The organism is Nocardia sp. NPDC059154, from assembly GCF_042755705.1.
Taxonomy (GTDB): domain Bacteria; phylum Actinomycetota; class Actinomycetes; order Mycobacteriales; family Mycobacteriaceae; genus Nocardia.
The window spans coordinates 23,789-36,260 of record NZ_JBHZCS010000049.1 but is presented as its reverse complement, the minus strand read 5'-3'; the positions used below and the strand labels follow the sequence as shown (position 1 = coordinate 36,260).

Annotated in this window: 10 protein-coding genes; 2 read left to right on the top strand and 8 right to left on the bottom strand. The window is 67.4% G+C overall.

Going from position 1 to position 12,472, the window contains the following annotated elements; genetic code table 11:
- Nucleotides 1-7: 7 nt before the first annotated feature.
- Together ACFXN1_RS34080 and ACFXN1_RS34075 are read right to left on the bottom strand one after the other, a co-directional pair.
- A complete protein-coding gene (locus tag ACFXN1_RS34080; protein ID WP_379437237.1) occupies nt 8-2,665 on the bottom strand; it encodes a transglycosylase domain-containing protein in 2,658 nt (885 codons plus the stop codon).
- Nucleotides 2,666-2,978: 313 nt separating this feature from the next.
- Nucleotides 2,979-3,392 carry a DUF5318 domain-containing protein gene (locus tag ACFXN1_RS34075; protein ID WP_354841034.1) on the bottom strand — a complete coding sequence of 138 codons (414 nt, stop codon included), beginning with the start codon at nt 3,390-3,392 and terminating at the stop codon, nt 2,979-2,981.
- A 279-nt stretch (nt 3,393-3,671) separates the two neighbouring features.
- Here ACFXN1_RS34075 and ACFXN1_RS34070 point away from each other — a divergent pair, with 279 nt between their 5' ends.
- Both ACFXN1_RS34070 and ACFXN1_RS34065 read left to right on the top strand, forming a co-directional pair.
- Entirely contained in the window at nt 3,672-4,229 is a 558-nt protein-coding gene (locus ACFXN1_RS34070) for a PadR family transcriptional regulator (RefSeq protein ID WP_040862623.1), read from the top strand.
- Nucleotides 4,222-5,319, top strand: a complete 1,098-nt coding sequence (locus ACFXN1_RS34065; RefSeq protein WP_379400674.1) for an inositol-3-phosphate synthase — start codon at nt 4,222-4,224, stop codon at nt 5,317-5,319. The genes ACFXN1_RS34070 and ACFXN1_RS34065 overlap by 8 nt, the downstream gene beginning before the upstream one ends.
- 60 nt (nt 5,320-5,379) lie before the next feature.
- Here the strand turns inward: ACFXN1_RS34065 and ACFXN1_RS34060 are convergent, their stop codons facing one another.
- From ACFXN1_RS34060 to ACFXN1_RS34035, 6 genes are all read right to left on the bottom strand, one after another.
- Entirely contained in the window at nt 5,380-5,805 is a 426-nt protein-coding gene (locus ACFXN1_RS34060; protein ID WP_354841040.1) for a GyrI-like domain-containing protein, read from the bottom strand.
- A 7-nt stretch (nt 5,806-5,812) separates the two neighbouring features.
- On the bottom strand, nt 5,813-6,268 hold the full coding sequence (locus ACFXN1_RS34055; RefSeq protein ID WP_354841042.1) for an effector binding domain-containing protein: 456 nt from the start codon (nt 6,266-6,268) through the stop codon (nt 5,813-5,815).
- A gap of 334 nt (nt 6,269-6,602) precedes the next feature.
- On the bottom strand, nt 6,603-8,891 hold the full coding sequence (locus tag ACFXN1_RS34050) for a transglycosylase domain-containing protein (RefSeq protein WP_379437234.1): 2,289 nt from the start codon (nt 8,889-8,891) through the stop codon (nt 6,603-6,605).
- A gap of 136 nt (nt 8,892-9,027) precedes the next feature.
- Nucleotides 9,028-9,927 (bottom strand): carbohydrate ABC transporter permease, encoded by a 900-nt coding sequence (locus tag ACFXN1_RS34045; protein WP_379437233.1) that lies wholly within the window; start codon nt 9,925-9,927, stop codon nt 9,028-9,030.
- The gene (locus ACFXN1_RS34040) at nt 9,927-10,901 is read right to left on the bottom strand and encodes a carbohydrate ABC transporter permease (RefSeq protein WP_379437231.1); all 975 of its coding nucleotides are present in this window, start codon (nt 10,899-10,901) and stop codon (nt 9,927-9,929) included. The genes ACFXN1_RS34045 and ACFXN1_RS34040 overlap by 1 nt, the downstream gene beginning before the upstream one ends.
- Nucleotides 10,902-11,025: 124 nt before the next feature.
- Nucleotides 11,026-12,330, bottom strand: a complete 1,305-nt coding sequence (locus ACFXN1_RS34035; protein ID WP_379437230.1) for an ABC transporter substrate-binding protein — start codon at nt 12,328-12,330, stop codon at nt 11,026-11,028.
- Nucleotides 12,331-12,472 lie beyond the last annotated feature (142 nt).

The window sequence follows — 12,472 nt, the reverse complement described above, 5'->3', positions numbered from 1 at the left end:
CAGCAGGCTACCGAGTCTGCTGCCGTCCGTTGCCGTTGCCGGTCCCATTGCCGTTTCCATAGCCGCCGTTCGGTGCGGTCGTCGGTGTCGAACCGTCGGCCGGCGCCACCGGCTGACCCGGCATCGGACCGGTCCCATTGCCGTTCCCGTTGCCATTGCCCTGATCCTGGGTCTCCGGCTGGGATTGCCGCTGGTTCTGCGGATTCGGCGCCAGCCCCGGAACCGGAATCGACCACGGCAGACCCGGGATCGGCATCTGGCTGGTGGTGATCACCGGCGGCGCCACCTGCTGCTCGGTGGTCGAGGGCGCAGTGTACGGCGCCGACCACGACGGCACACCGGCCTGACCGCCGATCACGGCCGGCTTCGGGAAGTTCTCGTTGGGCGTGCCCTTGAGGGCGCCGTCCATGGTGGCCTTCCAGATGTCGGCCGGCAGACCCGAGCCGTAGATCATGCCGCCGCTGGCATTGCGCAGCGCGTCACCCTGATCGGTACCCACCCAGACCGCGGTCGACAGCGACGGGGTGAAGCCCACCATCCAGGCGTCGCGGTTCTCGTTGCTGCCGTCCTTCTGGTTGGTACCGGTCTTGGTGGCCGAGAGGCGGCCGCCGGCGAGCTGGTGGTTGCGCGACCACGCCGCGATGGGCTTCATCGCGTCGGTCACGTTGTCCGCCACCGCCGCCGAGACCCGCTGCTCACCCGCGGTCTCGCCGCGATCCAGCAGCACCGTGCCGTCGGAGGCGACGACCTTCTGCACGAAGTGCGGCGCGTGATACATGCCCGAGGCGGCCAGGGTGGCGTACCCGGAGGCCATGTCCAGCGTGCGCACCCGGTACTGGCCCAGCACGATGCCGTTGTTGGGCGGGCTGCCGTCCGGCTCGACCAGCGTCTTGCCCACGCCCGGAATGGTGTCCGGGATACCGAGCTTGTGCGCCATATCGGCGATCTTCTGCGGGCCGTTGCCCGTCATGTCCAGCTCCATGCGGTAGAAGCTGGTGTTCAGCGAGCGTTTGAGCGCCTCGGCGATGGTGCACATACCGCACTGCTCGCCCTCGACGTTGGTGATCGTGATGCCGTGCACGGTGACCGGCGAGGAGTCGTACAGCGTCGAGAGCGGCTTGCCCATCTCCAGGTTCTCGGCCAGACCGAACACCTTGAACGAGGAGCCCGGCGGCAGACCCTGATTCGCGTAGTCCAGGCCCTGACCGTCGGAGCCGCCGTAGTAAGCGCGCACCGCACCGGTCTTCGGATCCACCGACGACAGCGCGGCGCGCAGCTTGTCGGGTTCGCCGTCCATCACCTTGGTGACCGCGTCCACGGCAGCCTGCTGCGCCTTGGCGTCGATGGTCGTGGTGATCTGCAGGCCCTCGGTGTTCAGATCGTGCTCGGTGATGCCGGCGGCCTCGAGCTCCTTGAGCACCTGGGTCTTGATCAGGCCCTCCGGCCCGGAGTCCAGCGTCTTGTCCTTCTGCGCCTGCGCCGCCGGAATCACGGTGGGGTACTGCATGTTCGCGCGGTCCGTCGCGGGCAGGTTGCCGCCGTCGACCATGCCGTCCAGCACGTACTTCCAGCGCGCTTGCGCCCCTTGCGGATTCTTCTCCGGATCCAGGTTCGACGGCTGCTGGATGGTCGCGGCCAGCACCGCGCCCTCGGCCACCGACAGGTCCTGGACCTTCTTGTCGAAGTACGCCTTGGACGCCGCGTCGATACCGTAGGCGCCACGGCCGAAGTAGATGGTGTTCAGGTACGCGGCCAGGATCTGATCCTTGGACCACTGCTTGGCCATCTTGGCCGAGATCACCAGCTCGCGCAGTTTTCTGGTCAGCGAGTGCTCGTTACCGACCATCGCGTTCTTCACGTACTGCTGGGTAATCGTCGAACCACCACCGGCGTCCGTATTGCCGGTCAGCTGACCGACGAACGCGCGGCCGAAGCCCTGAATGGAGAAGCCCGGGTTGGTGTAGAAGGACCGGTCCTCCGCGGCGATCACCGCATTGCGCACATGCGGCGGGATCTGGTCGATCGTGACGTCGGTGCGATTGCCTTCCGGCGGAATGACCTTCGCCAGCACCGACGTGCCGTCGCTCATGAACATGGTGGCCACCTGATTGTTCTTCAGGTCGCCGGGCTGCGGCACGTTCACCGTCGAATACGCGTACAGGAATACCGAACTCGCCAGCCCGAGCACCAGCGCCATGCCGATGTAGACCAGGCGCCGGGCCAGCCGCCAATACGAGGTCTTGCGGGAGCCCTTGCCGCCCTGGCCGCCGCCTCCGCCGGAGCCGCCACCGGGCCGCCGCGGCGGCGGACCCGAGGGGGTGCCGCCCTGCGCGCGCCGGGCCGCGGGCTGCGCGCCCGACGGCGGACGGGTGTGGTCCTCGCCCGGGCGCGGCCGGGTGCCGGTGCCCGCGCCCGAGCGCACCGCACGATCGTCGATCCGCTGGGTGCGGTCGGAGGTGGCCGCCCGCGAGATGTGATTCGGAACCGCCTGGCGCGCTCCGGTATTCACCCGCTCGTTCGGGCCGGAATTGGCGGGATTGGGAAGCTTGCGTGTCGCATCCGGATTGCCGGGACGCTGGGGCGGCGGCCCCGGACGCCGCGGCGGCTGACCGCCCTGCGGCGCGGGTCCGCGCTGCGGCTGCCCATTGGGCCCGCGCGGCGGCATACCACCCGGACCGCCCGCGGGTCCGCGCTGCGGGACACCATTCCCTGGTACGGGACGTCCCGCGGGCTGACGTGCCCCGGGCGGCGGTCCTGCCGGTCTCGCTCCACCTCCCTGCGCTTGCGGCGGGTAGCCGCCGGGGCCGGGTTGCGAACCGCCACGGGGGCGGCCGCCGTGCGGTCCGTCGTCATAGGGCGATGTCACAGCCTGGCTCTCCAATAACTAGGTCGATACGGTCCGGGTGGCTCGATGCGGTCACGCGCGTGCACCGCGGCGGGCAGGCTCCTGCCCGCTGTTCAGCAGTCGACGTGGCCTCTCACTCGGCAGCCGTGCGCCGGGCGCTGGTGCGCCGGCGGCGTGTCGGCGCCGGGGCCAGCCCCAGCACATAGGACTGCACCAGATGGTTCCAACTACAGGTCCGGCACACCTCGACCACATGCACCGAGAACTCTTCCCGAGTCTCGGCCAACCGGACCAGTTCCTCCGGCGTGCGGGCGGAGCCCGCCACGGGACCGAGCCCGTCGCCGTAGACCCACGATACGAGAGTCAGCTGCTCTTTCCTGCAGATAGGGCATGTGACCTCGCTCCCCCGCCCGTGGAACTTCGCCGCACGCAATAGGTACGGATTCGCATCGCACACTTCGGCGACGTCCACCCGGCCCGCGTAGACGTCGGCCAGCAGGGACCGGCGCCGGAGCGCATAGTCCACTACCTGCCGCTGTATTCGCACGGGACCCAGAGTACTTGCGGGCCCCCGGAGCCCGCACGCGCTGTTCCGCCTCCCCGGAACTTTTGCGGGCGGCCGGAAGCCGTCGGCACTGGTCACCCGTGCCGGCGGTCGGGTGACAACCCGATCTCGGGGGATACCCGGCGAGTTACCCCGATCGGGCGGAGATCGGTCGTCACCTTGGGATACGCCGCATGGCGCGTGCAAAATATATCGGCGCGATATAGTTTGGAACTGCATCCATCGGTTAGGTCTGAACAGAACAGTCAGGAGGTGAAGCCCGTGCTCGAGTTGGCAATCCTCGGGCTGCTCCTCGAATCACCGATGCACGGCTACGAGTTGCGCAAGCGGCTCACCGGTCTGCTGGGCCCGTTCCGGGCCTTCTCCTACGGGTCGCTGTATCCGACCCTGCGGCGCATGCAGTCCGACGGCCTCATCGCCGAGGAGAGTCCGCAGGGCTTGGCAACGCGCCGTGCGCGGCGGGTCTACAACCTGACCGACACCGGGCGGGAGCGGTTCGCCGAACTGCTCGCCGACACCGGACCACAGAACTACACCGACGACGGCTTCGGCGTTCATCTGGCCTTCTTCGGCCGCACCCCCGCGGAAGCGCGGATGCGAATCCTGGAGGGGCGGCGGAGGCAGGTCGAGGAGCGCCGAGAAGGACTGCGGGAAGCGATAAAACGCGCCAGCGGGCAACTGGACCGCTATACCCGCCAGCTCCATCAACTCGGTCTCGAATCAAGCGAGCGCGAAGTGCGCTGGCTCAACGAGTTGATTGCTGCGGAGCAATCGACGAAGGCGGCACCACAGAAAGAGGGAAATATCGGCCATGAGTGAGATCAACACCGAAGTTCGGGTGGCCATCGTCGGCGTGGGTAACTGCGCATCTTCCCTGGTTCAGGGCGTGCAGTACTACAAGGACGCGGACGAGAATTCGACCGTTCCCGGGCTCATGCATGTGAAGTTCGGTCCCTACCACGTCCGCGACGTGAAGTTCGTCGCCGCGTTCGATGTCGACGCCAAGAAGGTCGGCTTCGACCTGTCCGACGCGATCTTCGCCAGCGAGAACAACACCATCAAGATCTCCGACGTGCCGCCGTCGGGCATCACCGTGCAGCGCGGTCCGACGCTGGACGGCATCGGCAAGTACTACGCGCAGACCATCGAGCTGTCCGAGGCCGAGCCGGTCGACGTCGTCAAGGTGCTGAAGGATGCCAAGGTCGACGTCCTCGTCTCCTACCTCCCGGTCGGTTCCGAAGAGGCCGACAAGTTCTACGCCCAGTGCGCCATCGACGCGGGTGTGGCCTTCGTCAACGCGCTGCCGGTGTTCATCGCCTCCGACCCGGTGTGGGCCCAGAAGTTCGTCGACGCCGGCGTGCCGATCGTCGGTGACGACATCAAGTCCCAGGTCGGCGCGACCATCACCCACCGCGTGATGGCCAAGCTGTTCGAGGACCGCGGCGTCGTGCTGGACCGCACCTACCAGCTCAATGTCGGCGGCAACATGGACTTCAAGAACATGCTCGAGCGCGAGCGGCTGGAGTCGAAGAAGGTCTCCAAGACCCAGGCCGTGACCTCCAACCTCGAGGGCCCGCTCTCGGGCAAGGTATACGACCGCAACGTGCACATCGGCCCGTCGGACTACGTCGAGTGGCTCGACGACCGCAAGTGGGCCTACGTCCGGCTCGAGGGTCGCGCCTTCGGTGACGTGCCGCTGAACCTGGAGTACAAGCTCGAGGTGTGGGACTCGCCGAACTCGGCCGGCATCATCATCGACGCCGTGCGCGCGGCCAAGATCGCCCGCGACCGCGGCATCGGCGGCCCGGTCCTCCCGGCGTCGGCCTACCTGATGAAGTCCCCGCCGAAGCAGCTCGCCGACGACGTCGCCCGGGCCCAGCTCGAGGCGTTCATCATCGGGGCCGAGTAGGAACCCTGCAACGCAAAGGGCGGCATCGCGAATCGCGATGCCGCCCTTCGTCGTTCGATGTCAGTCGAGGGAGACGTAGACCTCGACCGAGGTGGGGCCGGTGTAGCGCTCGATCTCCGCGGTGTGGGAGCGGGTGATGGTGCCCGCGTTCTCGGCCTTGGCGACCTTCGCCCACGCGGTGCGCAGCAGGTCGTAAGGCTTGTCGGAGACAACGAATTTCGCGTAGCGGCCCGACGGGATGCGGGTCATCACATCGCCGGTGTCGAGGTCGGCCATGCTCGAAAGCTCGTATCCCAGAACGGCTACCGCGTGGTCGTTCTGGCCGATGTAGGCCGCGACGCGTTCGACGCTCTTCTCGCGGGCCAGGTAGCGGTCCCAGGTGAAGTTGACCAGGTCCAGGTCGCGGGCGGTGACCTCGCGGCCCGCCAGGGGAATGGTCAGCCCGCCGACCAGGAACTCATCCAGGGTGACGATTTCGAAGTCCACAGCTCCCCTACCCCTCCGCGCTCAGATCCAGCGCGACGAAAACCTCCACCGTCCGGTTGTCCGGATAGTGCTCGAAATCCCCGGTGTAGGCGCGCACCAGGGTGCCGGCCGCCTCGAGGTCCCAGACCGTGCGCCAGATCGACACGATGGTGTCGCCGAGATTGTCGCCGGTGCGATTGAAGCGGGCGAATTTTCCGGCCGGGATACGGGCGAGTACATCGCCGGGCAATAGGTCGTCCGCCTTGTTGCATTCGTAGCCCACGATATGTGTCAGATACGAACCGATCTCGGGTGCATGATCCACATAGGCGGTCGCCGGCGGGCCGGGCAGATCGCGTGCCAGATTACGTTTCCAAGCCTCCTCGACCTTCGCGCGGCGCGGCCCTTCGACCGCGAGTGCCGGACTGCGTAGCACCGTTCCGGCTACCAGCGTTTCGTGGCGTTCAACGACATTGAATTCCACCGGCGTCGCCCCTATGTCTCGTGCTGTCTCCGACCCCACCCTGCTCCCAACCCGCATCCTGCCACCGGCATTCGGAGTCGCTGAATCCGGTGGCGGCTTCCACAATATCCGCGGCCGCGCGGAGATGGGCAAGGAGGCGCGAAACATGATCATGCTCCCCCGCCTCTCCGAGACTTCAGCGCATCGCAGAGAGCCGCTGGAGTTGAGGACGCGTGCCGGCGGTTGGGAGCCGAATCCATTTTGGTCGTACCCGGTGAGTTACCCCGACCGTTGCGAAATCAGTTGGCGCCTTGGCATACGACTACGAACCACCTGGCTGGAAGCCGAACTTGGCCTAGCCCGGGACGGGGACGCTGAGGCCGGGGAAGATTTCTACTTGTTTGGGGGTGGGGGCTGGGGGGATGACGAGGACTGGTTGCTGTTGGGGGGACGGGGTGGGTGGGTTGAGAATGTCGTAATTGCCGTTGCCGGGGGGCGTTCCGGAGGGTGGGTCGGGGGGCTGGTTGGGGATCAGGTTGTTGGGGGTGGAGTTGGGGGTGGGGTTGGGGAATTGGTCGATGGGGGTGCCGTCGAGGGCGGCGTCCATGGTTTGTTTCCACAGGTCGGCGGGGAGGCCGGAGCCGTAGATCGGGGCGCCGCGGGCGGTGCGGATGGGCTGGGACTGTTCGGTTCCCATCCAGACGGCGGTGGAGAGGGTGGGGGTGTAGCCGACCATCCAGGCGTCCTTGTTCTGGCCGGTGTCGCCGAGCTGGGTGGTGCCGGTCTTTGCGGCCGAGGGGCGGCCGCCCGCCAGGGTGTGGCCGTTGGAGTAGGCGGCGATGGGGAGCATGGCCTGGGTGACGGTGTCGGCGATCGAGGACTGGATGCGCTGGTCGGGTTTGTTCGGGTCGGCGCCGCGGTCGAGGAGGACGCGGCCGTCGCCGGTCACCACCTTCTGGACGAAATAGGGGGCGCGGTAGGTGCCGGAGGCGGCGAGGGTGGCGTAGGCCGAGGCCATGTCGATGGGGCGCACCGAGTAGGCGCCCAGCACGATGGCGGGCAGCGGTGGGCCGCCGCCGTCCTCGGTGAGTGTCTTGCCGGGCATGCCCGGGATCTGGTCGGGGATACCGGCCTGATGTGCCGCGTTCGCAATGGCTTTCGGGCCCTCGAACAGGGATTGGGCCAGCCGGTAGAAGCTGGTGTTGAGAGAGCGCTTGAACGCTTCGCCGAGCGAGCAGATGCCGCAGGACTCGCCGTCCACATTCTGGATCTTCTCCCCATTGACGGTCAGGGGTGCGCTGTCGAGCCGGTACGACAGGGAAATGCCCTGCTCGAGTGCGGCCAGCACGGCGAAAGTCTTGAAGGCCGAACCGGTTTGCAGCGGGGCCTGCGCGAAATCGAAGCCGGTGCCGTCGGGTCCGCCGTAGTAAGCGCGTACCGCCCCCGAGCGCGGGTCGATCGACACCACTGCGGTGCGCAGTTCGCCCGGCTGCCCGCCCAGTACCTTGCCGACCGCGTTCAGGGTGGCCTGCTGTGCTTTCGCATCGATGGTCGTGATGATCTGCAGCGCACCGGTATTCAGCTCGCTTTCGCTGATGCCGGAGGCGCGCAGTTCACGCAGGACCTGCGCGCGGATCAGCCCCTCGGGGCCGCGCGGGGTGCTGTCGTCCACCTGGGCGACCGGGACGATGGCCGGAAACTGGGTGGCGGCACGGTCATTGCGGTTCAGAACCCCCATCTCGACCATGCCGTCGAGGACGTATCCCCAGCGGGCGCGCAGCTGGTCGAGGTGGGTCTCCGGATCCAGCAGCGAGGGGGTGCGGATCACCGAGGCCAGGACCGCGCCCTCGGCCAGGGTCAGTTCGGGCGCGGGTTTGCCGAAGTACGCCTTGGCCGCGGCCGCGATGCCGTAGGCGCCGCGACCGTAGTAGATGGTGTTGAGGTAGGCCGCGAGGATGTCGTCCTTGCTCCATTCGCGGGCCATCTTCGCGGAGATGATGAGTTCGCGCATCTTGCGGCTCAGCGTGCGTTCCGAAGTCAGGAAGGCGTTCTTCACATACTGCTGGGTAATGGTGGAGCCGCCGCCCGCGTCGTCGCGGCCGAGCAGGTTGTCGCGGGCCGCGCGCAGGAACGCGGCGGTGGAGAAGCCCGGATTGCGGTAGAAGTTGCGGTCCTCGGCCGACAGCACGGCCCGGCGCACCTGCAGGGGTACGTCGGTCAGCGGCACCGGCACCCGATTGCCTTTCGGCGGAACGACCTTCGCGATCACCGTGGTGCCGTCGGAGCCGAGGATGGTGGCGATCTGGTTGGTCTGCACCGTATCCGGGTCCGGGATCTCGGCGCTCCAGTAGGCGATGCCCACCAGGGTGGTCGGCATGATCACCAGGACCAGGAACAGTGCCAGCAGCAGTCGCCGGATGCGCTGCCCGCGGGTGCGGGGCGGTTTCGGCGCGGGTTCGGGCTGGTCGGGATCCCGGGGCGGCTTCGGGCGGCGCCGGGGCCGGCTGTGCGGGTGGGGACGCTGCCGATGCGCGGCCGCTGTGGCCAGCTCGTTCCACCCGGCGGTGCTCGATGACGCCCCGGCGGTGCCGGCCGATGACGCGGATCTTCCACGCCGCCTGCTGCGGGACGAGCTCACGAGCATCTCCTTCCGGAGCGTCGACAAAGCTTTCGAGACGGCCGCGACCACCCCGCGCGGCGGGACCAATGCTAATCGACGCGCCCGGACGAAGCGGGTAAGTGATTCGGGGACAACGGCCCCGAACCACCTACCCGAACACTCAGCTCTTGACGCCGCCGGCGGTGAGTCCGGAGATGATGCGGCGCTGGAACAGCAGCACCATGATGACCAGCGGGATGGTGACGATGGTGCCCGCGGCCATGATCGCGGTGTACGGCGGCACCAGCGGATCGTTGCCGGAGAAGCGGGCGATCGCCTTGGTCACGGGTTCGGTCTTGTCGCTGGAGAGCAGGGAGGCCAGCAGGTACTCGTTGACCGCGGCGATGAACGCCAGGATCGCGGTGGTGAACACCGCCGGCGCGGCCAGCGGCAGCATGATCAGCCGGAACGCCTGGAAGCGGGACGCGCCGTCGATGCGGGCGGCCTCCTCCAATTCCCATGGCAGTTCCGCGAAGAACGAGGCCAGGATGTACACCGTCATGGGCAGCACGAACGAGATGTTCGGGATGATCATGGCCTGGTACTGACCGATCCAGCCGATATTGGTGAACAGCTGGAACAGCGGCGTCACCAGCACGACGGCCGGGAACATGGAGGCCGAGAGGACCAGCCCGGACACCAGGTACTTGCCCTTGAAGGTCAGCCGCGCCAGCGCGTAGGCCGCCATCACGCCGAGGATCAGCGCGGCCGCCGTGGTGGCGCTGCCGATGATCACACTGTTGACCAGGGCCCGGCCGAAGTTGTTGCCGCGGCTGGTGTCGAAGGCGTTGCGGAAGTTCTCGAGGGTGACGTGGGTGGGCCACGGGGTGTTGTCGAAGGTGTAGGCCGGATCGCGCAGGGCGGTGACGACCATCCAGTAGAAGGGGCCGAGCCCCCACACCAGCACGATCAGCGCGCCCACGTACACGCGCCCGGAGGCCAGGCGTTTGGTCCACGAAACCGATTGCCGGATCGGCTTTTTCGGCTCGGCCGCGACATCCTTCGTGAGTTCGATGCTCATCAGTGCGCCTCCCGCTGCTCTTCCTGGGTGCGAACGGCGTTCGCCCCCATCACCTTCACCAGGAAGAACGCGACGGTGAAGATGAGCAGGAAGGTGATGACCGACAGCGCGGAGGCGCTGTTGGGCAGCGATTTCGATTCCGTCACCAGCATCGAGACGGTGCGGGTGGCGGCCAGGTTCCGCGTCATGATGGCGGGCAGGTCGTACAGGCGCAGCGCGTCCATGGTGCGGAACAGGACCGCCACCAGCAGAGCGGGTTTCAGCAGCGGCAGCGTGATGTTGACGAAGCGCTGCCAGGCGGACGCGCCGTCGACCCGGGCGGCCTCGTAGACGTCCTCCGGGATCACCTGCAGGCCGGCCAGAATCAGCAGCGCCATGAACGGGGTGGTCTTCCACACGTCGGCGATGATCACCGCGAAGCGGGCGGGCCAGGCGTCGGCGGTCCACAGGATGTGGGTGCCGAGCACCCGGTTCACCACGCCGTTGTACTGGAACATGAACTCCCACAACCGCGCTGTGACCGCGGTCGGGATGGCCCAGGGGATCAGCACGGCGGCGCGCAGCAGCGCGCGGCCCTTGAAGGTCTTGCCCATGATGACCGCCATGCCCAGGCCGATGGTGGTCTCGAGCGCCACCGTGACCACGGTGAACAGCAGCGTGACCCCGACGGCGGCCCAGAACTGGGAGCCGGTGTTGCCGGGCGGGCAGGACACGGTCTCGCCGAGCGAGTTGGTGCACTGCTGCAGCAGCCAGTGGCTGTAGTTGCCGAATCCGGCGCTGCCGCCTTCGACGAACATGCCGGTGGACTTGTCCAGGCCCGCGTCCTTCTGGAAGGACATCCACACTGCCCGGCCCACCGGATACCCGATGACAACCGTCAGTGCGAGCAGCACCGGGGTGACGAACAGCCACGCCCGAGCCGAAACCCCGAGGGCGGCCCCGCGGCGTTTCGGTCGTGGCTGTCCGTTTCGCATTGTTTGTTCCGTCAGGTCGGGTGGCGGCGCGACATCGGTCGCTCCCGAAGGACGTGACACCTTTTCTTCTCTCCTACGGGGCTACGCGATGGATCGTGGTGCGCGCATCGGGTGCGAGCGCGGCTCAGGATCCGGCGGTTTCGATGCCCTTCTGCATGGCATCGATCGCGGCGTCGACAGATTCCGTTCCGGTGATCGCAGCATAGGCGTTGTCCTGGATGGCCTTCGACACCGCCGGGTAGAAGGGGGTCACCGGCCGCGGCACCGCGGAGGCGATGGAGTCCTTCAACGCGGACAGGTACGGCATCTTGGCGATCAGGGCCGGATCGTCGTACACGGAGGCCCGCACTGGCGGCAGCGCGCCGGCGGCCACGATGTGCTGGGCGTCCTCGCTGATCAGGAAGCGCAGGAAGTCCAGCGCGGTGGCCTTGTTCTTGGAGAAGGCGCTGATGGCGGCGTTGTAGCCACCGAGGGTGGACGCGCCGATGCCGTCCTTGCCGGGCAGCGGGGCGACCCCGAACTTGTCCTTGACCGCGGAGGCGTCGGAGCCCGCCTCACCGAAGGAGGACGGCCAGCCGCGCATGAACATGACCTTGCCGGTGACGAAGGCGTTCTGCGACTCCGGCTCCTTGAAGGTGATGACTTCCTTCGGCATGTCGCCGTTCTTGTAGGCGTCGACCAGGGTCTGCAGGCCCTGCTTGGCCTGCGGGCTGTTCACGGTCGGGGTCTTGCCGTCGGAGCCGACGAAGCTGCCGCCGAAGGCGTTGATGACCTCGGCGGTGTTCACGGTCAGACCCTCGTACTGCGCGAACTGTCCTGCGTAGCAGCCGATTCCGGCGTCCTTGGCCTTCGGGCAGTCGGCCAGCAGCTCGGTCCAGGTCTTGGGCGGCTCGGGCACCAGGTCCTTGCGGTAGAACAGCAGGCCGCCGTTGGTGTTGCGCGGGGCCGCATACAGCGTGCCGTTGTAGGTGGCCGAGGCCACCGGCGGCGACAGCAGCGTGGAGGTGTCGATGGAGAAGGAGTCCTTCAGCGGCTGGATCCAGCCCTTGGCGGCGAACTCCGCGGTCCACGGCACGTCGAGTGCCACCACGTCGTAGTCGGATTCCTTGGCGCGCAGGTGCTGCACCAGGTCGTCGTACTGCTGGGAGGCGTCGTTGGACTGCTCCTTGAAGGTCACCTTCTCGTCCGGGTGCGCGGCGTTCCAGCGCTCGATGAGCTGCTTGACGGCGCCGGTCTCGGTGGTGTCCTTGCCCTCGACATAGGTGATCGGCCCACGGCCGGTGAGGTTTTCGGCGGTGGAGTTGCTGCCGCTGTTGCTGCTGGAGCAACCGCTGGCGAATGTCGCCGTCAGCAATGCCGCCGAGGTCACGGCCAGCACGGCACGCGGAACCAGCGTCGATCGTAGGGACGACACCTTCTTCAAAGCCATCGCGGATACTCCAGGGTTGATGAGTGACCAGTGGCACACTCAGCCGGGGGTGCACAAGGCAAGATACATGGTGACGCTATCGTCCGCCGGGGCTACCTTGTTGATCATCCCAGAGGTTCGCGGCCGTCTCGATTCTGGACTG

What these genes read in the sequence shown, in the direction of transcription:
- ACFXN1_RS34080 (WP_379437237.1), bottom strand. Translation starts at nt 2,665, where the DNA reads ATGCCGCCGCGCGGGCCCAATGGGCAGCCGCAGCGCGGACCCGCGCCG.
- ACFXN1_RS34065 (WP_379400674.1), top strand. Translation starts at nt 4,222, where the DNA reads ATGAGTGAGATCAACACCGAAGTTCGGGTGGCCATCGTCGGCGTGGGT.
- ACFXN1_RS34050 (WP_379437234.1), bottom strand. Translation starts at nt 8,891, where the DNA reads ATGCTCGTGAGCTCGTCCCGCAGCAGGCGGCGTGGAAGATCCGCGTCA.
- ACFXN1_RS34045 (WP_379437233.1), bottom strand. Translation starts at nt 9,927, where the DNA reads ATGAGCATCGAACTCACGAAGGATGTCGCGGCCGAGCCGAAAAAGCCG.
- ACFXN1_RS34040 (WP_379437231.1), bottom strand. Translation starts at nt 10,901, where the DNA reads ATGCGAAACGGACAGCCACGACCGAAACGCCGCGGGGCCGCCCTCGGG.
- ACFXN1_RS34035 (WP_379437230.1), bottom strand. Translation starts at nt 12,330, where the DNA reads ATGGCTTTGAAGAAGGTGTCGTCCCTACGATCGACGCTGGTTCCGCGT.